Raw genomic sequence first — 20,142 nt, 5'->3', positions numbered from 1 at the left:
GCAGGAGCGACACGGCGGCCGGGCGGCGCCGCGCCCGGGCGAGCGCGCGCCCGCCGTCCACGAGGGCACCCACCGCGTCGGCCCGGCGGCCCCGCAGCGCGTGCAGACGGGCGAGCTCGACGCGGAAGGCGGGCTCGAGGGGGAACACCCCGGTCGCCGTGGCGCACACCGCTGCGGCGCGATCGGTGAACCCCGCGGCGAGGTGGCGCTCCGCCGCGCGGCGGAAGCAGCGGGCGCCCTCGGCGCCCTGGCCGAGGCGCGCGAGCAGCGGAGCGAGCTTCACGTTCAGCGAGGGGTCCTCGGGGTCGTTGCGGAGGGCCTCGCGGTACCCGGCCACCGCCTTGCGGATGCGTCCGCGCGCCCGGGCGCGGTCGGCGGCGGCGACGATCTCGGCTCGCGTGCGCGGCCGGCGGCGGAAGAGCGGCACGGGGGGATGTTAGCCACGCACCGGCGCGGGGCTCCACCGCGATCTTCGTGGCGCCGGGTGCCCACACCGACCCCTGGGACCGTTGGACCGCCCAGGCGTGCGTGTTATGACCCGCCGGCTTGTCCGAGGAGATCCTCATCGTCGCCGGCGAGGCGAGCGCCGATCTGCACGCGGCGCGCGCGCTCGAGGAGCTCGCGGCGCTGCGGCCCGGGATCCACGCGTTCGGGGTCGGCGGTCCGCGGCTGCGCGCCGCGGGGCTCGAGGTGCTCGCGCCGGCGGAGGACATCTCGGTGATGGGGGTCGCCGAGGTGCTGCCGCGGCTGCCGCGGATCCTCGGGATCCTGCGCCTGCTCGCGCGCGCCGCCGCCGAGCGCCGCCCCAAGGCGGCCCTGCTCGTCGACCTCCCGGACTTCAACCTCCGCCTCGCGGCGAAGCTCAAGAAGCTCGGGATCCCCGTCGTCTACTACGTCTCGCCCACCATCTGGGCGTGGCGGAAGGGCAGGGCGAAGAAGATCGCGAAGGTCGTCGACCGGATGCTCTGCATCCTCCCGTTCGAGCCGAGCTTCTACGAGGGCACCGGCGTCCGGGCGCGCTTCGTCGGGCACCCCTTCGCGGAGCGGCCGCCGCCGGAGGCCCCGGACCGCTACCGCGCCGCCCTCGGGCTCGCGAACGGCCGGACCACCGTCGCGCTCGTGCCGGGGAGCCGCGCGTCGGAGCTGAAGCGCCTCTTCGCGCCCATGCTCGAGGCCGCCGAGCGGATCAAGGCCGTCCACCCCGACGCGCAGTTCGTGGTGCCGGTCGCCCCGACCCTCCCGCGCGCCGCGCTCGAGCCGTACCTCGCCGTGCACCGCACCATCGAGGTGAAGCTCGTCGACGGGCGCACCGAGGAGGTGGTGGGCGCGAGCGACGCCGCCATCGTGAAGAGCGGCACCTCCACGCTCGAGACCGCGATCATGCTCCGGCCGATGGTCGTGGTGTACCGGCTCTCCTGGCTCACGTACGCGCTCGGCAGGATGCTCGTGCGCATCGCGCACTTCGCGCTCGTCAACATCCTCGCCGGCCGAAGCGTCGTCCCCGAGCTCCTGCAGGGAGAGGCGAGCCCGGCGCGCATGGCCGCGGAGATCGAGCGGCTCCTCGGCGATCGCGCGGTGCGCGACGCGCAGCTCGCGGCGCTGCAGGAGGTGCGCGACTCGCTCGGCGAGCCCGGCGCGCCCCGGCGCGTGGCGGAGGAGATCGTGGGGGTGATGTCATGACGGAGCGGCGCCCGGCGATCGTCTGCCTCCCCACCTACGACGAGCGCGAGAACCTCGAGCCCATCGTCGCGGGCATCCTCGCCGCCACGCCGGACGTGGACGTGCTCGTCGTGGACGACAGCTCGCCGGACGGCACGGGCGAGCTCGCCGACCGGCTCGCCGCGCGCGAGCCGCGCGTCCACGTGCTCCACCGCGCCGCGAAGCAGGGGCTCGGGAGGGCGTACCTCGCCGCCTTCGACTGGGCGCTCTCGCGCGGGTACGCCTACGTGCTCGAGATGGACGCCGACTTCTCGCACGACCCGCGCTACCTGCCGGCCCTGCTCGCTCGCGCCCGCAGCGACGCCGACCTCGTGCTCGGCTCGCGCTACGTCCCGGGCGGCGGGACGGTGAACTGGGGCCTCGGCCGCAAGCTCATCTCGCGCGGGGGCAGCCTCTACGCGCGGACCATCCTCGGCGTGCGCGTGCGCGACCTCACCGGCGGGTTCAAGTGCTTCCGGCGCGAGGTGCTCGAGGCGATCGACCTGCCGAGCGTCGAGTGCTCGGGCTACGCGTTCCAGATCGAGCTCACCTACCGCGCGCTCCGGCGGGGGTTCCGGGTGGTGGAGGTGCCGATCGTCTTCGCGGACCGGCGGGTGGGGCAGTCGAAGATGTCGCGCCGGATCGTGATCGAGGCGGTGCGCAAGGTCTGGTCGATCCGCCGCTCGGGGTTCGCGCGCCGCGCCGCGCCCGAGAAGTAGCCCCGCGCCGCGGCCGTCCGCGGTATCTTCCGCCCGCCTCGTCATGGGTGAGCTCCTCGGCCTCGGCCTCGTCTCGTTCTCGGCGATCTTCTTCGTCGTCGATCCGTTCTCTGCGGTGCCGTTCTTCCTCGCGATGACGAGGCGGCACAGCGCGGAGGAGCGGCGCGTCATCGCGCTCCGCGCGGCCATCGCCGCCGGCCTCGTGCTCGCCGCGTTCGCGCTCGCCGGCGCCTGGATCTTCAAGCTGCTCGGCATCAGCCTCGGCGCGTTCAAGATCGCCGGCGGGGTCGTGCTGCTCCTCCTCGCGCTCGACATGATCCGCACCCAGCCGTCCAGGACGCGCATCACCGAGGGTGAGGTGGAGGCGGGCGCCGACAAGGAGGACATCGCCATCGTGCCGCTCGCGATGCCGCTGCTCGCCGGGCCGGGGAGCATCGCGACCGCCGTCGTCCTCATGGCGCGCGCGCGGAGCGGGCCCTGGTGGCACGCCATCCCCGTGCTGGTCGCGATCGCGCTCACCGCCGCGGGGAGCTACGTGGTCCTCGCAGGCGCCACGCGGACGGAGCGCGTGCTGGGGCGGACCGGCCTCGCCATCCTCGAGCGCGCGGCGGGCCTGCTGCTCGTCGCCATCGGCATCCAGTTCATGCTCGATGGGCTGTCCGAGTCCTTCGCCGGACGCCTGCTGGGTCCCTAGCGAGCACCCGGACGGGACGGGCGGGGCGTCTCGCAATGCCCTGTGGCCGTCTGTCACACTCGGCCTCCACCCCGGGAGGCCCGCATGTCGTCCACGGAGAGCTTCCGCCGCGCCCGCGACTTCCTCGTGCAGCACCGCGAGGACTACGAGACCGCCTACCGGGAGTTCCGCTGGCCGGCCCTCGATCGCTTCAACTGGGCGCTCGACTGGTTCGACATCGTCGCGGACGGCAACCCGCGGACGGCGCTGCACCTCGTGGAGGAGTACGGCGCGGAGGTGCGCCTCTCGTACGCCGAGCTGGCGGAGCGCTCCAACCGCGTCGCGATCTACCTCCGCCGCCACGGCGTCGAGCGCGGCGATCGCATCCTCATGATGCTGCCGAACTGCGTGCAGATCTGGGAGGTAATGCTCGCGGCCATGAAGCTCGGCGCGTGCGTCATCCCGGCGAGCACGCTGCTCACGCCGGAGGACCTCGTCGATCGCGTGGAGCGCGGCCGGGTGCGCCACGTCGTGACGGACCCCGCCGGCGCGGAGAAGATGCGGGCGCTCGACGGCGGGTTCGCGCGGCACGTCGTGGGCGAGCAGGTGCCGGGCTGGATCCCGTTCGAGCTCGCTTACGACGAGTCGTCGCTGTTCATCCCGCACGGCGAGACGATGTCCTCGGACCCGGTGCTGCTCTACTTCACGAGCGGCACCACCGCGAAGCCGAAGCTCGTCGTGCACACCCAGCGCAGCTACCCGGTGGGCCACCTCTCGACGATGTACTGGATCGGCCTGCGGGAGGGCGACGTGCACATGAACGTCTCGTCGCCGGGCTGGGCGAAGCACGCCTGGTCGAGCTTCTTCGCGCCGTTCAACGCCGGGGCGACGGTGTTCGTGCACAACTACGCGAGGTTCGTGCCGCGCGAGACGCTCGGCGTCCTGGAGCGGCACCAGATCACGACCCTGTGCGCGCCGCCCACCGTCTGGCGCATGCTCATCCTCGAGGATCTCTCCCGCCACCAGGTGAAGGTCCGCGAGGCGCTCTCGGCGGGCGAGCCGCTCAACCCCGAGGTGATCGAGAAGGTCCGGAAGGCCTGGGGCGTGACGATCCGCGACGGCTACGGCCAGACCGAGACCACGGCGCAGATCGGCAACTCGCCGGGCCAGCCGCTCAAGCCCGGCTCGATGGGCCGCCCGCTGCCGGGCTACCGCATCGCGCTGCTCGACGAGGAGGGGAACGACGCGCCCGAGGGCGAGCTCTCCATCACGCTCGACCCGCGCCCGGCCGGCGTCATGGCGGGCTACGAGCAGGACCCCAACCTGAACGAGTTCACGACGCGCCACGGCCATTACCACACGGGCGACGTCGCCGCCCGGGACGCGGGCGGGTACGTGACCTACGTCGGGCGGGCCGACGACGTCTTCAAGAGCTCGGATTACCGGATCAGCCCCTTCGAGCTCGAGAGCGCGCTCATCGAGCACGACGCCGTCGCGGAGGCGGCCGTCGTGCCGAGCCCCGACGCGGTGCGCGGCCTCGTCCCCAAGGCGTTCATCATCCTCAAGCCGGGGCGCGCGCCGGACCGCGAGCTCGCGCTCGAGCTCTTCCGGTTCCTGCGCCGGAGGCTCGCGCCGTACAAGCGCGTCCGCCGCCTGGAGTTCTCGGAGCTGCCCAAGACCGTCTCGGGCAAGATCCGGCGGGTCGAGCTGCGGCGCCGCGAGCAGGGCCGCGAGCCCGGGGCACCGCGGGGCCCGCGCGAGTTCTGGCAGGACGACTTCCCGGAGATCGCCAGGGGCGATTGACGCGGGCGCGACGAACGGGCGCGGCCCTCTCGGGCCGCGTCTGCCGCGCGGTGAAGAACACGTGGCGCCGCGCATGCGTCTCGTTGCATCCTTCAACGCACACGCCCGCGCCCCGGGGCGCGGGGAAGCCGGAGACACGACATGGCCAACTCCCGCGTGATCCGCACCTTCTCCATCATCGGCGCCGACGGGGCGGGCAAGACCGCCCTCGTCGAGGCGCTCTGGCGCATCGCCGATCCGAAGCGGCCCCCGGGCGAAGCCTCCACCTCGCGCCTCGACGCCGAGCCCGAGGAGAAGAAGCGAAACTTCACGCTGGCGCTCCACCCCGAGAGCTTCGAGGAGGGCGGACGGGCGTTCCACGTGCTCGACTGCCCGGGGTTCGCCGCGTTCCTCACCGAGGTGGAGTGGGCGCTGCAGGTGACCGATGGCGCGGTGCTCGCCCTCTCGGCCGCCGACGGCGCGCACAACCGGGCCGAGCGCGCGTACGACGTGCTCGCCGACTCGGGCCGCCCGGCGATCGCGGTGATCACCCGGCTCGACCACGAGCAGGCCGACTTCGCGAGGACGCTCGCCGACGTGGAGTCCTCGCTCAAGGTGAAGCCGGTCCCGGTCCAGCTCCCGATCCTGCGCGGCGGCAAGTGCGCCGGCCTCGTGGACCTCGTCTCGATGAAGGCTCACCTGCACGACGGCAAGGGCCGGTACGAGGAGGGCGCGATCCCCGGCGAGCTCTCGGCCGAGGCGGAGCGCCTCCGCACCGCGCTCGTCGAGGCCGCCGCGGAGTCGGACGACGAGCTGCTCGGGAAGTACCTCGAGGGCGGGTCGCTCTCGGAGGAGGAGATCGCGCGCGGCCTCGCCCGGGGCGCAGCCGAGCAGCGCATCCTCGTCGTCGCGTGCACGTGCGCGAAGAGCGGCGTCGGCGTCCGCGAGCTGCTCGACCTCGTCGTTGGGATCGTCCCGGGCCCCGAGGCGCGCGAGGTGAAGGGCAAGGACCTCGCCGGCAAGGAGGTGACGCGCCCCGCCACCCCCGAGGCGCCGTTCTGCGGGCAGGTGTTCAAGACGACCATCGACCACTTCGCCGGGCGCGTCGACTACGTCCGGGTGTTCTCCGGCACCCTGAAGCACGACGCGAACGTGATGAACCCCAGGACCCGCAGCGAGGAGCGCGTCTCGCACCTGCACCGCACCGACGGGGCGCAGACGGCGGAGGTGCCCGAGGCGGGACCCGGCGAGTTCGTCGTGCTCATGAAGCTGAAGGACGCGCACACCGGCGACACGCTGTGCGACCCGGCCGCCCCCATCCTCCTGCCGCACTTCGCGCAGCACACCCGGCCGGTGTCGTACGCCGTCCACGCGAAGGCCGGCGACGACAAGGCCGCCGCGGCGCTGCAGAAGCTCATCGAGGAGGACCCCTCGCTCGAGCTGGCCCGCTCCCCGGACACGGGCGAGATGCTCCTCCAGGGCATGGGGCAGGCGCACATCGAGGTGACGGTGGAGCGCGTGAAGCGCAAGCACGGCGTCGAGGTCACGCTCGCGCCCCCGACGCCCGCGTATCTCGAGACCATCACCGCGCCGGCCAAGGCGCAGGGCAAGTTCAAGCGGCAGACCGGCGGGCACGGGCAGTACGGCGACGCCCACGTCGAGCTCGTGCCGAAGGCGCGCGGGGAGGGGTTCGAGTTCGAGGACGCCATCGTCGGCGGCGTGGTCCCGCGCCAGTTCATCCCCTCGGTCGAGAAGGGGATCCGCGGCGCCCTGCACTCCGGGCCGCTCGCCGGCTACCCGGTCGTCGACTTCAGGGCGAGGCTCGTGTTCGGCAGCTACCACGACGTGGACAGCTCCGACATGGCGTTCCAGGTGGCGGGCTCGATGGCGTTCAAGAAGGCCGTCCTCGAGGCGCGCCCGATCCTCCTCGAGCCCGTGATGAAGCTCGAGGTGCGCGTCCCCGAGGAGTACGTCGGCGCGGTGATGGGCGACCTGAACAGCCGGCGCGCGAAGGTGCAGGGCATGGAGCCGCTCGCGCGCGGGGTGCTCGTCCGCGCCCTCTGCCCGCACGCCGAGGCGATGACCTACGACGCCGACCTCCGCTCGCTCACGCAGGGCGTCGGGTACTTCACGATGGAGGCCTCGCACTACGACCCCGTCCCGCCGCCCATCGCGCAGAAGATCATCGAGCGGCGGCGGGCGGAGGGGAAGGTGAAGGGCCTCGAGGAGTGAGCGAGCCGCGCGCTGCGACGGTCGTCGCGAGCGCGACCCGTCGCTCAGCGCAGCGTCTCGCGGGCCCGGTGCTGCGGCCCCGAGCGCGTGCGACGGATCCCGCTCGGCTGCCGGTCGCGGCCCGGCCGCCCGCCGCCGCGCAGCGCCGCCGCGCCCACCGCGACGAGCCTCACGGCCTTGGCGGCGGGCCGACGCTCCGCGGCCTCGTGCGCCGCCTCGCGCGCGTCGCGCGCGCTCACGAAGTCGGGGACGCGCACGAGCACCGTGAAGCCCCCGCTCCCGCGATCACCCTCGCCGGCCGGACGCAGCCGGACCTCGGGCGCGCCCGGGCGGAACAGGTTCCCGCCCTTCTTCTTGGCCGCCGCCAGCACCGCCGCGGTCCTCGTCACCGCCTCGATCGCCTCCTCGAGCGCCGTGCCGCCGGGCGTGCCCTTGCCCGTGATCGCGATGCAGTGCTCGACGCCCGCCGGGTTCCGCCTCTGCTCCACCGTCCTCGCCATTGCGACCTCCGTGGCGCGCGGCGTGGGCCGCGCCCACGATCCGATTCGGCGCCGGCGGCGAGGGTGGGTCAACCGGGCCAGTGGGGGCGGCAGGCGGCCGGGCGGGCGGCCGGGTGGGTGAGGGTGCCGCCCGGACGGGGTAGCGTCGTCCTGCCCCCCGCGGACGTTCTGGCATAGGATGGCCGCGCCTTGCGCTCGTACCTGAGACTCCTCCGCTTCGTCGCGCCGTACAAGCTGACGCTCGCCGTCGCCATCCTCTGCATGGCGATCCTGTCGGTCACGACGGCCGCCTACGTGTACCTGCTCGGGCCGGCGCTCGAGTTCCTGTTCCGCGGGGACCCGCGGGCCCTCGGCAGCCTCGCCAAGTTCGTGCCGGCGTCGTGGGACGTCGCGGGCCAGCTCGCCCGGCTGGACCGCTCGACCATCCTCGGCATCCTGCCCGCGATCATCGTCGGCGTCGCCGCGCTGAAGGGCGTGGCCTACTTCGGGCAGTTCTACCTGATGGGGATGGTCGGGCAGCGGATGATCGCGGACGTCCGCCGCGCCCTCTTCGACCACCTCCTGCGGCTGTCGCCCGGCTTCTACACGCGCCGCCACTCCGGCGACATCCTCCAGCGCTTCTCGGCGGACGTGCTCTCGGTCGAGACCGCCGTCTCGAACGCGATCCCGAGCTACCTGCGCGACGGGCTCACCGTCATCGTGATGCTCGTCTCGTGCTTCGTCCTCGACTGGCGCATGTCGCTCGTCGCCTTCGGCGCGGTCCCCGTCACGCTCCTGCCGGTCGTGCGCCTCGCGAAGCGGCTGAAGCGCGTCACGGGCCACGCCCAGTCCACCGCCGGCGAGCTGTCCGAGATGGTGCAGGAGGCGGTGAGCGGGATGCGGGTCGTGCAGGCCTACGGGATGGAGCGCTGGGAGTCCGGCCGCTTCGCCGAGGCGAACGGGAAGCTCATCCGGATCCTGCGCCGCAGCTATCTCGTCCGGGCCTTCTCGTCGCCGCTCATGGAGATCATGGGGGCGGCGGGGCTCGCGGCCGCGATCTGGTGGGTCGGCGGGCGGATCCTGGCGGGGGAGCTCGAGCCGGGGAAGTTCTTCTCCTTCGTGGCGGCGGTGCTCCTCCTCTACACGCCCGTGAAGCAGCTCGGGCGCGTCGGGCAGATCGCGATGCAGGGCGCGGCGGCCGGCGACCGGATCTTCGAGATCCTCGACACGCCCTCCGCCGTGCCGGACGACGGCCGCGAGGTCCTCCCGCGGTTCGCGGAGGCGATCCGCTACGAGCGGGTGGCCTTCGCGTACGGCGATCGCCCGGTGCTGCACGGCCTCGACCTCGAGATCCGCAAGGGCGAGGTGGTGGCGCTCGTCGGCTCGTCCGGAGGCGGCAAGACGACCGTCGCGAACCTCCTGCCGCGCTTCTGGGACGTCACCGACGGCCGGATCACCGTCGACGGGAAGGACGTCCGCGACGTGACGCTCGCGAGCCTGCGCGCCCAGCTCGCGCTCGTGACGCAGGAGACGGTGCTCTTCAACGACACCATCCGCGCGAACATCGCCTACGGCCGTCCCGAGGTGGCGCAGGCCGACGTGGAGCGCGCGGCGCGGCTCGCGCAGGCGCACGGCTTCATCGAGGCGCTGCCTCACGGGTACGACACCCGCGTGGGGGAGAAGGGGGTCCTCCTCTCGGGCGGGCAGCGGCAGCGGATCGCGATCGCCCGCGCCTTCCTCAAGGACGCGCCCATCCTCGTGCTCGACGAGGCGACGAGCGCGCTCGACGCGGAGAGCGAGCGCGAGGTGCAGCGCGCGCTCGACTCCCTCATGGCCATCGAGGGCGGACGCCGCCGCACCACGCTCGTCATCGCGCACCGCCTCTCGACGGTGCGGAACGCCGACCGCATCGTGGTCCTCTCCGGCGGGCGCGTGGTCGAGCTCGGCACCCACGACGAGCTCGTCGCGCGCGGCGGCGAGTACGCGCGCCTCCACCGGATCTTCGAGGGCGAGGCGCGCGCGGAGGCGCGCGTGAGCGCGGGCTAGGCTTGAAGCGGATCGTCCTCGCCGCGGTCGTCCTCCTCCTCGCCGGCTACGCGGGGTTCGGCGCGATGGCGCTCCGGGAGCGCACGCTGCGCCGCTCCGGGGCCGCGCACGCCGACGCGGCGCGGGAGGGGCTGCGCGGCGCCTACCACGTGCACACCACCGCGAGCGACGGCCGCGGCTCGCTCGCGGAGGTGGTCGCCGCGGTGCGCGCCGCGGGCCTCGACTTCGTCGTGGTCACCGATCACAACGTCCGCGCCCCGGAGCGGGCGGAGTACCTCGACGGCGTCCTCGTGGTGCCCGCCACCGAGGTCTCGACCCCCTACGGACACGTGGTGGCGCTCGGGGTGCCGCGCGCGCTCACGCGGGAGGAGCGCGTCCGCGATCCCCTCGGCGCGATCGCCGCGCTCGGCGGCCAGGCGGTGCTGGCGCACCCGTTCCACCCGCGCCGGCCCTTCACCGGCTGGGGTCGGGGGCCGTGGCGCGGCTTCGAGGTCGTCTCGAACGACACGTCCTGGTACCGCGTGGTGACCGATCGCGCGGCCAGCAAGGTGGTGCGCGCAGCGGCGGCGCTGCCCTTCGACGGCGCCGGCGCCGTGCTCGCGCTCGCCGCCGATCCCGCGGACGAGCTCGCGCGCTTCGACGCCGAGGAGGGCGCCGCGCGCGGCCGCGGCGAGGTCCGCGTGCTCCTGTGCTCGGCCGACGCGCACGGCTACCCGGGCTACCGCGCGGCCTTCGAGGCGTTCTCGATGCGCGTGCCCGTGCGCCGGAGCGGGGACGCGGAGGCCGACGCGCGCGCGGTGACCGCGGCGCTCCTCGACGGCAGCGCGGCGTGCGTCTTCGACGGCGTCGCGCCGGCGGCGCGCGTCCGGCTCGGGCGCCCCGACCCGGAGACGATCGCGCTGTCGCTCGGCGCGCCCCCCGATCCGCGCGCCCGGTTCGCGCTCCTGCGCGACGGCCGCCCCGCGGGCGCGCTCGCCCCGGACGCGGACGGCGCCGCGTTCCGCTGCGACGGCCGGTGCGCCCCCGGCGACTACCGCGTGGAGGCCCGGATCGACGGCCGGCCGTGGATCTTCACGAACCCCTTGCGCATCGAGTAAAAGCGCCCCACGAGAGGTCCCGCCCTGCACCTCGTCTACGTCATCGCGAGCTACGCGCTCTTCGTCTTCGCGCTGCCGGTGCTGCTCACGCACCCGAAGCTGCGCCACGGCATCGCCCAGCGCCTCGGCCTCTACCGGCGCGGCCTCGACCTCGGCCGGGGCAGCCCGCGGGTCTGGCTGCACGGCGCGAGCGCCGGCGACCTCCTCTCGCTCCAGCCGATGATGCGGGAGCTGAAGCGGCGCCTGCCGGGCTCCTGCATCATCGTCACCACCATCACGAACAGCGGCCAGGAGATGGCGCGGAAGAAGCTCGCCGAGGCCGACGTGGTGCTGTACGCGCCGTACGATCTGTTCGGCGCGACCCGGCGCGCGGTCGCGGCGCTGAAGCCCGACCTCCTGGTGCTCGAGTACACGGAGATCTGGCCGAACCTCATCCGCGCCGCCCGCAAGGCGGGGGTGCGGATCGCGCTCACGAACGGCCGCTTCAACCCGGCGAAGCTCTCGCGCTACCGGGCGATGTTCCGCGCCATCCGGAACCCCCTCCGCCGCATCGACTGCTTCCTCATGCGCTCGGACGAGGAGGCGGAGCGGGCGCTCGCGCTCGGCGCCGCCCCCGATCGCGTGTGGGTCACCGGGAACACCAAGTTCGACGCGCTCGTGCTCGAAGGCGCGGAGGGCAAGGAGCAGGCGCTCCGCGCGGAGATGGGCCTCGACCCGACCGCGCCCGTCTTCATGGCCGGCTCCACCCACGAGGGCGAGGAGGAGCTCGTCCTCGGCGTGTACAAGGGGCTGCTCGAGCGCCACCCGCGCCTCCAGCTCGTCATCGCGCCGCGCTACCTCGAGCGCTGCGGCAAGATCATGGCGCTCGCGGCGGAGGCGGGGCTCGGCGTCCGCCTGCGCAGCGGCGGCGCGCCCGCGGGCCACGCGCAGGTCACGCTGCTCGACACCATCGGCGAGCTCTCGATCGCCTACCGCCTCGCGACGCTGGTCTTCGTCGGCGGCAGCTTCGTCACGCGCGGCGGGCAGAACGTGCTCGAGCCCGCGGCGCAGGGGAAGCCCGTGCTGTTCGGGCCGCACATGGAGAACTTCAAGGACTCGGTGCAGGTGCTGCAGGGGCGCGGCGGGATCCAGGTCGCCTCGCCCGAGCAGCTCCTCAAGGTGGCCGAGGAGCTGCTCTCGCGGCCCGACCAGCTCGAGGAGCTCGGCGCGCTGGCGCGCGGCTCGGTGACGTCGATCCGCGGCGCGAGCGCCCGCAACGTCGAGCACATGCTCTCCATGCTCCCGCGTGGAAAGGCGGCGGCGTGACGGATCCGGCGAGCATCCTCGTCGTCCGCTACAGCGCGCTCGGGGACGTCGTCCTCGCGACGAGCGTCCTCGAGCCCCTGCGCCGGCGCTTCCCCGCGGCGCGGATCGAGTGGGTGACGGACGCGCTCTACGCGCCGCTGCTCGAGGGGCTGCCGGAGCTCGCCCAGGTCCACCGGCTCGGGCGCGACGGCACGAACGGCGCGTGGGGGCTCGCCTCGAGCCTGCGCGGCCGGTTCGACGTCGCGATCGACCTCCAGCACAAGGCCCGCAGCGTCCTCGTGGCGCGCGCCGCCGCGCCGATGCGCGCCGCCTTCCGCCGCCGCTCCGCGCTGCAGGCGCTGCGGTCGGTCTTCGGGGCGGACCCGCCGCTCGTGCGCGCGCACCAGACCCGCCTCTACGCGGAGGCCCTCGCGCCGTTCGGCATCGGCGAGCCCGGCCGGATGAAGGTCGCGCTCTCGGCGCAGGCGCGGGCCCTCGCCGACGACGCGCTCGGCGCGGTGGACGGCTCCATCGTCGCCGTCGCCCCGGGCGCCCGCTGGGCCACGAAGCGCTGGGCGGCGGAGCGGTTCGCCGCGGTCGCCGACGCGCTCGCCGCCGAGGGCCACCGGATCGTGCTGTGCGGCGGGCCGGGCGACCGCGACGCGTTCGCCGCCTTCCGCGCCGCCGCCCGCTGCGAGGTGGCCGCCGACCTCTCGTTCCTGCCGCTCGACGCGCTCGCCGCCGCGCTCTCCCGCGTCCGGCTCCTCGTCGCGTGCGACTCGGGCCCCGTGCACCTCGCCACGGCGGTCGGCGTCCCGGCGCTCGCGCTCTTCGGCCCGACCTCGGCGGCGCGCTGGGGACCGCCCGCGCCAGGGCGGTCGCTCTCGCTGGCGCTCGCCTGCGCCCCGTGCTCGAACCACGGAGGGGACTACTGCCCCGAGGGCCACCACCGCTGCCTGCGCGATCTCGCGCCCGAGGCCGTGCTCGCGGCGTCCCGCGAGCTGCTCGCCCGATGAGCCTCGTGGAGCGGATCTGGTGGCGACCCCGCGCCGCGCCCGGCGAGACCGCGCTGCTCGCGCCGCTCGTCCTCGCGGAGGGCCTGTTCCGGGTGGGCGCCGCGGCCCGCGGCGCGCTCTACGACCGCGGGCTGCTCGCCCAGGCGCGCGCCGGCGTTCCGGTCGTGTCGATCGGCAACGTCGCGGTCGGCGGCGCCGGCAAGACGCCCGCCGCCATCGCGGTCGCGAGCCGGCTCGCCGCGCGCGGCCGGCGCGTGGCGGTGCTCTCGCGCGGCTACGGCGCGTCGCGCGCCGACCCGCGCGTCGTCTCCGACGGGGTGCGGACGCTCCTCGGCGCGGACGAGGCGGGCGACGAGCCGGCGCTCCTCGCGCGCCGGCTGCCGGGCGTCGCCGTGCTGTGCGGTCCCCGCCGCGCCGCGCTCGCCGCTCTCGCGGTCGCCACGCTCGGCGCCGACGCCCTCGTCCTCGACGACGGGTTCCAGCACCGCGCCCTCGCGCGCGACCTCGACGTCGTGGTGCTCGACGCCGCGAATCCGTTCGGCAACGGGCACCTGCTGCCGCGCGGCCCGAACCGCGAGCCTCGCGGGGCGATCCGGCGCGCGGGGCTCGTCTGGCTCTCCCGGGTGGACGGGGCGGACGCGGCGGCGCTCACGGCGCTGCGCGCGCTGGCGCTCGACGCCACCGGCCGCGCGCCGGTCGAGTCGCGGCACGCGCCGGTCGACGTGGTCGACGGGACGCTCGGGCGGAGCCTCGGCCTCGGCGCGCTGCGCGGGGAGCGCGTGATCGCCGTGTCCGGGCTCGCGCGGCCCGGCGCGTTCCTCGGCACCCTCGCCGGGCTCGGCGCCGAGGTGGTCGCGGAGCGGGCCTTCCCCGACCACCACCGGTTCACCGAGCGCGAGCTCGACGACGTCCTCCGCGCCGCGGAGGCCGCCCGCGCGCGCGTGGTCATGACCGAGAAGGACGCCGTCCGGCTCGCGCCGGCCCGCGCCGCCGAGCCGCGCCTGTGCGCGGTGCGCATCGACGCGGAACTCGTCCGGGGGGAGGCGGTCCTCGCCGAGGTCCTCGACGCAGCGCTCACGGTCCACGCCGGTTCCTCTCGCAGCGCTGGGTGACTCGCATGCGCCTCCTCGGCTTCTTCCTCGCCCGCCTCCCGCCCCGCGTCGTCGCGGCGCTCGGCGCAGCCCTCGGCTGGCTCGCCTGGACGAGCCGGATCCGCCGGCGCGTGGTGCTCGACAACCTCCGGCTCGCCTTCCCCGAGAAGACCGAGGGCGAGCGCAGAGACATCGCGCGCCGCACCTACCGCAACTTCGGGCAGATGATCCCGGACTTCTTCCGCGTGCCGTCCCTCTCGCCCGAGGAGCTCGAGGGCATCTTCGTGCACGAGGGCTGGGACCGGTTCGAGGAGGCGCGCGCGCGCGGGAAGGGGGTCATCGCCGCGACCGGGCACTTCGGGAACTTCGAGGTGCTGGCCGCCGCCCACACGCTGCGCGGCGTCCCCATCACCATGATCACGCGCGAGATGGGCAAGTCGGGCGCGAACGACCTCTGGCGAAAGGCGCGGCTCCGCGCCGGCGTCGAGGATCTCGTGGTCACGCGGGGCAGCACGCTCTCGGCCGCGATCCGCTCGCTCAAGGCGGGGCGCGTGCTCGGCTACGTCATCGACCAGAACCAGCCGCGCCGGCGCGCCATCTTCCCGACCTTCTTCGGCGTCCCGGCCGCGACCGCCGCGACCCCGGCGCTGCTCGCGATGCGCACCGGGGCGGCCGTGGTCTTCACGGTCTCCGTCCCGCTCGGCGACGGGCGCCACAAGGTCGTCATCGAGGGGCCCCTCGCGGTGCCCGACACCGGCGACCGAGACGCGGACGCGCTCGCGTTCATGCAGGATCTGAACGACCGGCTCGAGCGCTGGATCCGCCTCTACCCCGACCGCTGGTACTGGCTCCACCGCCGGTGGAAGACGCGGCCGGAGGGCGAGGCCGCGGGTCCCCCGGCGGCCGCCTCCGCATTGACGCGCGCGGACGGCGCGCGGTAGGAAACGCGCGTGCGCCGCCCCCGGGAAAACCTCCTGCCCTCGCTCGCCGGCCTGCTCCCCTCGTTCGCGCGGACCGAGGTGGTGGTGGTGGGCGACTTCGTCGCGGACGAGTACGTCTACGGCGAGACGGAGCGGATCAGCCGCGAGGCGCCGGTCCTCATCGTGCGCTACGAGGCCTCCGAGCTGAAGGCCGGCGGGGCCGGCAACGCCGCGCAGAACCTCGCCGCGCTCGGCGTGAAGGTCCGCGCCGTGGGGGTCGTCGGGGACGACGCGCTCGGCACCGCGCTCCTCGACGAGCTCGAGGGCGGCGGCATCGACGTCTCGGGGCTGATCCGCGTCGCGGGCCGTCCCACCGAGGCGAAGACGCGGATCCTGGCCGGCGGCCGCTCGAGCCGGCGCCAGCAGATGATCCGCCTCGACCGCGCGCCCCGCGAGCCGCTCTCCGCGGCGGTCCAGAAGCGGCTCGTCCGCGAGCTCGAGAAGCACGGGCGCTCGGCCCAGGCGATCCTCGCGAGCGACTACGGCTCGGGCACGGTTCACGCCGACGCCATCGAGGCGCTCCGCCGGTTGAAGCGAGGCGGGGTCCCGGTCTGCGTCGACTCGCGCTACCAGCTGCGCGCCTACACCGGCCTCACCATGGTGAAGCCGAACGAGGTCGAGCTCGAGGCGGCGTCCGGCGTGCCGCTCGGCGAGCCGGGCGCCCTCGAGCGCGCCGCGCGCACCCTCCAGAAGCGCGTGGACTGCGAGGTGCTGCTCGTCACCCGCGGGCGAAACGGCATGTCCGTCTTCCGCAAGGGGCTGCCGCCCGTGCACGTCCCCGCGCACGGCAGCCAGGACGCCGTGGACGTGACCGGCGCGGGCGACACCGTCGCCGCCACCTTCAGCGCGGGCCTCGCCGCAGGGGGCGATGCGGTGACGGCCGCGCGCCTCGCGAACGTGGCGGGCTCGCTCGTCGTGCAGAAGCCGGGGACCGCCACCGTGTCGCGCGACGAGCTCGCCGCGGAGCTCCTCCGCCCATGAGGTCCGACTTGAGCGCCTCGAAGCGCGTCGCCCTCGACGAGCTCCCGGCCGTGCGGGCCGCCGCGACCGCGGCCGGCCGGACCATCGCGCTCGCGAACGGCGTCTTCGACCTCTTCCACGTGGGACACCTCCGCTACCTGCAGGGCGCGAAGGCGGAGGCGGACCTGCTCGTCGTCGCGGTGAACAGCGACGCCTCCACGCGCGCGAACAAGGGGCCCGGGCGGCCGGTCGTCCCGGAGACGGAGCGCGCCGAGATCCTCGAGGCGCTCACCTGCGTGGATCACGTGGTCCTCTTCGACTCGAAGGACGTGGTCCCGGTGATCCGCGCGCTCCGCCCGGACGTGCAGGTGAAGGGCACCGACTACACGCCCGACACGATCCCCGAGGCGGCCGAGGTGCGCTCCTACGGCGGCCGCGTGGCGGTCGCGGGCGATCCCAAGGACCACTCCACCACCGAGCTCATCGGCAAGCTCGAGGCGACGCGCCGGTAGGCGGGCGCGCGGCGGCCGGCGTGCGGGTCCTGGAGCTCCTCTCGTCGGCGTGGTGGACCGGCCCGGCCGAGCCGATGGCCTCGGTGGCGCGGGCGCTCCTCGCGCACGGCCACGAGGTGGAGCTCGCGGTCGAGACGCTCCGCCCCGGCAACCTCGTCGAGCGGCTCCGCGCCGAGGGGCTCGCGGTGCGCAGCGACCTCGCGCTCTCCCCGAAGTCCGGGCCCGTCCGCTACCTCCGCGACGTCGGACGCCTCGCCGCGCTCGCGCGCGGGGGCGTGGACGTGCTGCACGCGAACTTCTCGCACGATCACGTGCTGGCGCTGCTCGCCGCGGGCGCCGGCGGCCGGGCGCGCGTCGTGCGGACGGTGCACGCCGCGCGCGCCCTCGCCCGGGGCGGCGTGCAGGGCCTCGCGTTCCGGCGCACCGACGGCCTCGTGGCGGTGTGCGAGGCCCACGCGCGGGTCCTCGTCGAGCGCTTTCGCGTCCCGGAGGCGCGGGTGCTCGCCACGCGCGGCGCGGTGGACGCGGGGACGTTCACGCCGGAGGGCCCCGACCTGCGCGAGGAGCTCGGCATCGCGGCCGGAGCGCCGGTCGCCGGCATCGTCTCGCGGATCAAGCCCGGCCGCGGCCACGAGGATCTCGTGGACGCCTTCCGCGGGGTGGCCGACCGGCTCCCCGAGGCGCGGCTCGTCGTGGTCGGGCGGGGGGAGGGGGAGGAGGCGCTCCGGGTGCGGGTCGCGCACCGCGGGCTCCAGCGGAACGTCGTCTTCGCCGGGTACCGGGCAGGGGCCGAGCTCGCCGCGGCGTACCGGACGCTGGACGCGAAGGTGCTGCTCGCGGAGGGGAACGACGGCACCTGCCGCGCGCTGCTCGAGGGCATGGCCGCGGGGCGGCCGGGGGTGGCGTACCGCTTCGGCGCGCCCGCGGAGGCGATCGTCGACGGGTCGACGGGGCTCCTCGTCCCGCAGGGCGACGTCGCCGCGCTCGCCGACGCCCTCGTGGAGCTCCTCGGCGCGCCTGCCCGCGCGAAGGCCATGGGGCGGGCCGCGCGCGAGCGCATGACCACCGCGTTCACGGAGACCGCGCGAGGCGACGCGATCGCCGCGTTCCTCGCCGAGATCCTGGCCTTGCCGCCCGCCGGACGCGCGGCGTAATCTCCGCGCCGGAGGTTTTCGATGGCGCTCGCGCCCGAGCTGAAGGAGATCCTCGCCTGCCCGCGCTGCAAGGGCGATCTCGAGTTCCGCGAGGAGCTCCGGGAGATCCGCTGCCACGCGTGCCGGCTGGTCTTCCGCATCGAGGACGACATCCCGGTGATGCTGCTCGACGAGGCGCGGCCGCTCGGCGATCGTCCGCCCGGCCGCTCCGGAGAGGGCGGCGGCGCGCCTTGACGCTCCCGGTGGGCGACGCTACGGTCCGCGCCCATGAATTGCCCCGGGGTGGAGCGATGATCCGCAGCATGACGGGCTACGGCGCCGGCCACGGCGCGGCCGCGGGCGAGGAGCTCGACGTCGAGGTCCGCTCCGTCAACCACAAGTTCTGCGAGGTGAAGGTCCGGCTGCCGCGCGAGTACGCGGCGCTCGAGCTCGAGGCGGCGAAGGCCGTGAAGGATCGGCTCGCGCGCGGGAGCGTGGACGTGTCGATCCGGCGCGCCTCGGGCGCGGGCGGCCTCGCGCCGCGGGTGGACGTCCAGCTCGCCGAGGCGTACGCGCGCGCCTTCGCCGAGCTCCAGGCGCGCCTCGGCCTCGCCGCCGGCGCGACGCTCGCCGACATCCTCGCCGCGGACGGCGTGGTGCGGCTCGAAGAGCGCGACGTGAACCTCGACGGCGCGCGCGAGGCCCTGCGGGCCGGCCTCGGGGCGGCGCTCGAGGCGCTCCTCGAGATGCGCGCCCGCGAGGGCGAGGCGCTGGCCCGCGATCTCGCCGCGCGGCTCGCGACGGTCGAGGCGCTGGCGGCGCGGGTCGCGGTGCTCGCGCCCCAGGCGGTGGAGCACCACCGCGCGCGGCTCGAGGAGCGGCTCGCCGAGCTCGCGCGCGGGGTGGCGCTCGACCCGGCGCGGCTGGCGCAGGAGGTCGCGCTGCTCGCCGACCGGAGCGACGTCGCGGAGGAGCTCACGCGCCTCGCGAGCCACGCCGCGCAGGTGCGCGCGCTCCTCGGGGGCGGCGAGCCCGCCGGGCGCAAGCTCGACTTCCTCGTCCAGGAGATGCACCGCGAGGTGAACACGGTCGGCTCCAAGTCGCAGAGCGCCGAGATCGCCGGCGTGGTCGTCGCGCTCAAGGCCGAGATCGAGCGCATGCGCGAGCAGGTGCAGAATGTCGAGTGAGGCCTCCCCCGCGCCCGGGCTGCTCCTCGTCCTCTCCGCGCCCTCCGGCGCCGGCAAGACCACGCTCGCGCACCGCTTCCGCGCGACGCACCCCGACGCGGTGTTCTCGATCTCCGCGACGACGCGCGCGCCGCGCGGCGACGAGCGCGACGGGGTGGACTACCACTTCGTCACGCCGGAGCGCTTCGCCGAGCTCGTCCGGGAGGGCGCCTTCGCCGAGTGGGCGGAGGTCCACGCCAGGCGCTACGGCACGCTCCGTCACACGGTCGACGCCGCGCTCGCGGCGGGACGCATCGCGCTGTTCGACATCGACGTCCAGGGCGGCGCCCAGATCCGCGCGGCCTGGCCCGACGCGGCGGCGACGGTGCTCGTGCTCCCTCCCGACGAGGCCGAGCTGGAGCGCCGGCTGCGCGGCCGCTCCACCGACGCCGAGGACGTGATCCGGCGGCGGCTCGCGGCCGCGCACGACGAGATCGCGCGCGGGCTCCAGACCTACGAGTTCGTCGTGGTGAACGACGAGCTCGAGGACGCGCTCGCGAAGCTCGACGCGATCGCCGCGCACGTGCGCGCGCGCCGCGCCGGGAGGCGCGATCCCGGCGCAGCGGAGACCGCGGAGCGCTGCCTGCGCGAGCGCGCGGATCTGCGCGGCTGGGCGCGCTGACGCGCGAGCAGGGGAGGGGAGGAGGCCTCGACGGCTTGACTCCCTCTCGGGACGCGGGTACAACGCGCACCCCTCGCGGCGGCGGGCTCACGGACGGCGGACAGCACGATCCGGAGCCAGCTTGACGGGAGGGGAGAGCGGGGGTAGAAGCTGCCCCCGGTTCTGGTGGAAACCCGGCAGCAAGCATCCGAAGTAGCAGGGTTTCTTCCTTGACGTACCCCCGGGAGGCGGCTACAAGACGCCCCCTCCCAGGCTCGGCCGAACGGATGATTCGGACGCGCTTGACGGGGTGCCCGATGGAGGGTAGAAGCTGCGCCCTCCTCGAGCTCGAACGCGACACGGCTGAACGTCGCGAGGGGCTTGACGGGCGGAGGCGGGTCGGCTAGAAACCGACTCCCTCACGAAAGGGCGGGTTCCGAGTTGCTCGGAATCAGCCCTGGACACTGGGACGGCAAGCTGCTAAACACGCCGCCCTCGCTGACGGAACGGATTGTCCTCGAGACACCGCGCAAGTCAGGCCCGAGCCGGAGACGGATCGGGAGGGTTCGTTCGGTCTTTGAAAACTGAATAGCAAGCCTACGACGGAATGCGG

At 74.8% G+C, this 20,142-nt stretch carries 18 protein-coding genes and 1 pseudogene; 17 read left to right on the top strand and 2 right to left on the bottom strand.

The window, feature by feature from the left end; genetic code table 11:
• A pseudogene (locus MNZ39_RS25025) lies at positions 1 to 427 on the bottom strand (tetratricopeptide repeat protein); the annotation flags it as partial.
• Positions 428 to 546: 119 nt separating this feature from the next.
• Between MNZ39_RS25025 and lpxB the strand changes: the two are divergent.
• From lpxB to MNZ39_RS17675, 5 genes are all read left to right on the top strand, one after another.
• Positions 547 to 1,680 (top strand): lipid-A-disaccharide synthase, encoded by a 1,134-nt coding sequence (gene lpxB / locus MNZ39_RS17695; protein WP_242340407.1) that lies wholly within the window; start codon positions 547 to 549, stop codon positions 1,678 to 1,680.
• A complete protein-coding gene (locus MNZ39_RS17690) occupies positions 1,677 to 2,417 on the top strand; it encodes a polyprenol monophosphomannose synthase (protein WP_242340406.1) in 741 nt (246 codons plus the stop codon). The genes lpxB and MNZ39_RS17690 overlap by 4 nt, the downstream gene beginning before the upstream one ends.
• A 43-nt stretch (positions 2,418 to 2,460) precedes the next feature.
• The gene (locus MNZ39_RS17685; RefSeq protein ID WP_242340405.1) at positions 2,461 to 3,111 is read left to right on the top strand and encodes a MarC family protein; all 651 of its coding nucleotides are present in this window, start codon (positions 2,461 to 2,463) and stop codon (positions 3,109 to 3,111) included.
• Between the two features lie 84 nt (positions 3,112 to 3,195).
• Positions 3,196 to 4,893 (top strand): AMP-binding protein, encoded by a 1,698-nt coding sequence (locus MNZ39_RS17680; RefSeq protein ID WP_242340404.1) that lies wholly within the window; start codon positions 3,196 to 3,198, stop codon positions 4,891 to 4,893.
• Positions 4,894 to 5,034: 141 nt separating this feature from the next.
• Complete coding sequence (locus MNZ39_RS17675; RefSeq protein ID WP_242340403.1) at positions 5,035 to 7,104, top strand: translation factor GTPase family protein; 2,070 nt, start codon at positions 5,035 to 5,037, stop codon at positions 7,102 to 7,104.
• A gap of 44 nt (positions 7,105 to 7,148) precedes the next feature.
• Here the strand turns inward: MNZ39_RS17675 and MNZ39_RS17670 are convergent, their stop codons facing one another.
• Positions 7,149 to 7,604, bottom strand: a complete 456-nt coding sequence (locus tag MNZ39_RS17670; protein ID WP_242340402.1) for a hypothetical protein — start codon at positions 7,602 to 7,604, stop codon at positions 7,149 to 7,151.
• Between the two features lie 189 nt (positions 7,605 to 7,793).
• On the opposite strand from MNZ39_RS17670, the gene MNZ39_RS17665 reads away from it, so the two are divergent.
• From MNZ39_RS17665 to gmk, 12 genes are read left to right on the top strand one after another with little or no spacing between them, the layout of a single operon-like run.
• The gene (locus MNZ39_RS17665; protein ID WP_242340401.1) at positions 7,794 to 9,629 is read left to right on the top strand and encodes an ABC transporter ATP-binding protein; all 1,836 of its coding nucleotides are present in this window, start codon (positions 7,794 to 7,796) and stop codon (positions 9,627 to 9,629) included.
• Between the two features lie 2 nt (positions 9,630 to 9,631).
• Positions 9,632 to 10,726, top strand: coding sequence for a PHP domain-containing protein (locus tag MNZ39_RS17660; RefSeq protein ID WP_242340400.1), 1,095 nt, complete (start codon positions 9,632 to 9,634; stop codon positions 10,724 to 10,726).
• A gap of 24 nt (positions 10,727 to 10,750) precedes the next feature.
• Positions 10,751 to 12,031, top strand: coding sequence for a 3-deoxy-D-manno-octulosonic acid transferase (locus tag MNZ39_RS17655; RefSeq protein ID WP_242340409.1), 1,281 nt, complete (start codon positions 10,751 to 10,753; stop codon positions 12,029 to 12,031).
• The gene (locus tag MNZ39_RS17650) at positions 12,028 to 13,026 is read left to right on the top strand and encodes a glycosyltransferase family 9 protein (protein WP_242340399.1); all 999 of its coding nucleotides are present in this window, start codon (positions 12,028 to 12,030) and stop codon (positions 13,024 to 13,026) included. Before MNZ39_RS17655 ends, MNZ39_RS17650 begins: the two co-directional genes overlap by 4 nt.
• Positions 13,023 to 14,138: a tetraacyldisaccharide 4'-kinase gene (gene lpxK, locus MNZ39_RS17645; protein ID WP_242340398.1), complete on the top strand. Its 1,116-nt coding sequence runs from the start codon at positions 13,023 to 13,025 to the stop codon at positions 14,136 to 14,138. The genes MNZ39_RS17650 and lpxK overlap by 4 nt, the downstream gene beginning before the upstream one ends.
• Before the next feature lie 5 nt (positions 14,139 to 14,143).
• Complete coding sequence (locus MNZ39_RS17640; protein WP_242340397.1) at positions 14,144 to 15,058, top strand: lysophospholipid acyltransferase family protein; 915 nt, start codon at positions 14,144 to 14,146, stop codon at positions 15,056 to 15,058.
• A gap of 9 nt (positions 15,059 to 15,067) precedes the next feature.
• Entirely contained in the window at positions 15,068 to 16,078 is a 1,011-nt protein-coding gene (locus MNZ39_RS17635) for a bifunctional heptose 7-phosphate kinase/heptose 1-phosphate adenyltransferase (protein WP_242340396.1), read from the top strand.
• A complete protein-coding gene (locus MNZ39_RS17630) occupies positions 16,075 to 16,569 on the top strand; it encodes an adenylyltransferase/cytidyltransferase family protein (protein WP_242340395.1) in 495 nt (164 codons plus the stop codon). The genes MNZ39_RS17635 and MNZ39_RS17630 overlap by 4 nt, the downstream gene beginning before the upstream one ends.
• Positions 16,570 to 16,589: 20 nt before the next feature.
• Positions 16,590 to 17,723 (top strand): glycosyltransferase family 4 protein, encoded by a 1,134-nt coding sequence (locus tag MNZ39_RS17625; RefSeq protein ID WP_242340394.1) that lies wholly within the window; start codon positions 16,590 to 16,592, stop codon positions 17,721 to 17,723.
• A gap of 21 nt (positions 17,724 to 17,744) precedes the next feature.
• Positions 17,745 to 17,957: a Trm112 family protein gene (locus MNZ39_RS17620; protein ID WP_242340393.1), complete on the top strand. Its 213-nt coding sequence runs from the start codon at positions 17,745 to 17,747 to the stop codon at positions 17,955 to 17,957.
• Positions 17,958 to 18,013: 56 nt separating this feature from the next.
• Complete coding sequence (locus MNZ39_RS17615; protein WP_242340392.1) at positions 18,014 to 18,889, top strand: YicC/YloC family endoribonuclease; 876 nt, start codon at positions 18,014 to 18,016, stop codon at positions 18,887 to 18,889.
• Entirely contained in the window at positions 18,879 to 19,550 is a 672-nt protein-coding gene (gene gmk / locus MNZ39_RS17610) for a guanylate kinase (protein WP_242340391.1), read from the top strand. Before MNZ39_RS17615 ends, gmk begins: the two co-directional genes overlap by 11 nt.
• The last annotated feature ends 592 nt before the right edge of the window (positions 19,551 to 20,142 follow it).

Origin of the sequence: Anaeromyxobacter sp. SG66, from assembly GCF_022690805.1 — a bacterium.
Classification (GTDB): domain Bacteria; phylum Myxococcota; class Myxococcia; order Myxococcales; family Anaeromyxobacteraceae; genus Anaeromyxobacter; species Anaeromyxobacter soli.
Note: the sequence above shows the minus strand (reverse complement) of the source record. Positions and strands in the feature narration are given on the sequence as shown.

What these genes read in the sequence shown, in the direction of transcription:
- MNZ39_RS17690 (WP_242340406.1), top strand. Translation starts at nt 1,677, where the DNA reads ATGACGGAGCGGCGCCCGGCGATCGTCTGCCTCCCCACCTACGACGAG.
- MNZ39_RS17685 (WP_242340405.1), top strand. Translation starts at nt 2,461, where the DNA reads ATGGGTGAGCTCCTCGGCCTCGGCCTCGTCTCGTTCTCGGCGATCTTC.
- MNZ39_RS17680 (WP_242340404.1), top strand. Translation starts at nt 3,196, where the DNA reads ATGTCGTCCACGGAGAGCTTCCGCCGCGCCCGCGACTTCCTCGTGCAG.
- MNZ39_RS17675 (WP_242340403.1), top strand. Translation starts at nt 5,035, where the DNA reads ATGGCCAACTCCCGCGTGATCCGCACCTTCTCCATCATCGGCGCCGAC.
- MNZ39_RS17670 (WP_242340402.1), bottom strand. Translation starts at nt 7,604, where the DNA reads ATGGCGAGGACGGTGGAGCAGAGGCGGAACCCGGCGGGCGTCGAGCAC.
- lpxK (WP_242340398.1), top strand. Translation starts at nt 13,023, where the DNA reads ATGAGCCTCGTGGAGCGGATCTGGTGGCGACCCCGCGCCGCGCCCGGC.
- MNZ39_RS17640 (WP_242340397.1), top strand. Translation starts at nt 14,144, where the DNA reads ATGCGCCTCCTCGGCTTCTTCCTCGCCCGCCTCCCGCCCCGCGTCGTC.
- MNZ39_RS17630 (WP_242340395.1), top strand. Translation starts at nt 16,075, where the DNA reads ATGAGGTCCGACTTGAGCGCCTCGAAGCGCGTCGCCCTCGACGAGCTC.
- MNZ39_RS17620 (WP_242340393.1), top strand. Translation starts at nt 17,745, where the DNA reads ATGGCGCTCGCGCCCGAGCTGAAGGAGATCCTCGCCTGCCCGCGCTGC.
- MNZ39_RS17615 (WP_242340392.1), top strand. Translation starts at nt 18,014, where the DNA reads ATGATCCGCAGCATGACGGGCTACGGCGCCGGCCACGGCGCGGCCGCG.
- gmk (WP_242340391.1), top strand. Translation starts at nt 18,879, where the DNA reads ATGTCGAGTGAGGCCTCCCCCGCGCCCGGGCTGCTCCTCGTCCTCTCC.